1 protein-coding gene is annotated in these 617 nt (G+C 73.1%); it reads left to right on the top strand.

Annotation, left to right across the window (positions count from 1 at the left end):
* Positions 1 to 541 (top strand): hypothetical protein (locus tag PV419_RS53010; RefSeq protein WP_319701267.1); only part of this gene is annotated, 541 nt, incomplete at its 5' end.
* Between the last annotated feature and the right edge of the window lie 76 nt (positions 542 to 617).

The following is a 617-nucleotide window of genomic DNA, read 5'->3' as shown; positions in this document are numbered from 1 at the left end:
GGTCGGGCTGCTGGAACAGCGCGAGGTCGCTGCTCGTCGTCGGGTGGACGAGCTGCAAGAGGAGGCTGATCGGATCCAGGCCGAGCTGGCTGTTGCCGAGCGGGAATGGAACGAGTGGGCCATCGCCCGCTCGCGGGTCGGCGAGGTGCTGGTCCCGGGGAATGAGACCGGGCAGGGCCCTGTCCGAGGTGCCGGGGCGGCGTCGACCGCCGAGGAGCAGGCCGGGCGGACGCCGTCAGCGCCGGAGGCGGCGAAGGCGAGGTCGCAGGTGCCGGTGTGGCGTGAGGGACTGGCCTGGTCGGCACTGTCCGTGGACTACCAGCGCATCCTGCAGGTCGCGGGTGACCGGGTCCGGCTGGGCCAGGGGCCGTTGACCTGCCAGGAGATGGCCGCTGAGTTCGGCATGGATGTGGTGCCGGCGCGGGTGGAGGCGCTGCGGTCGAAGGCGAAACGCCTGGTCGCGCGGGGCTGGCTGGCCGAGCCGGCGCCGGGCCGGTTCACGCTCGCTGCGGGCGTGGGCGGGCCAGGCGGCGGGTCATGAGCAGGGTCATCGACCAGTAGATCATCGCTTCGGCGCTGGTGGTCCGGCGCTCGAAGTCGCGCACCAGGCGGCGACT

Origin of the sequence: Streptomyces sp. ME19-01-6 (assembly GCF_033793745.1) — a bacterium.
Classification (GTDB): domain Bacteria; phylum Actinomycetota; class Actinomycetes; order Streptomycetales; family Streptomycetaceae; genus Streptomyces.
Note: the sequence above shows the minus strand (reverse complement) of the source record. Positions and strands in the feature narration are given on the sequence as shown.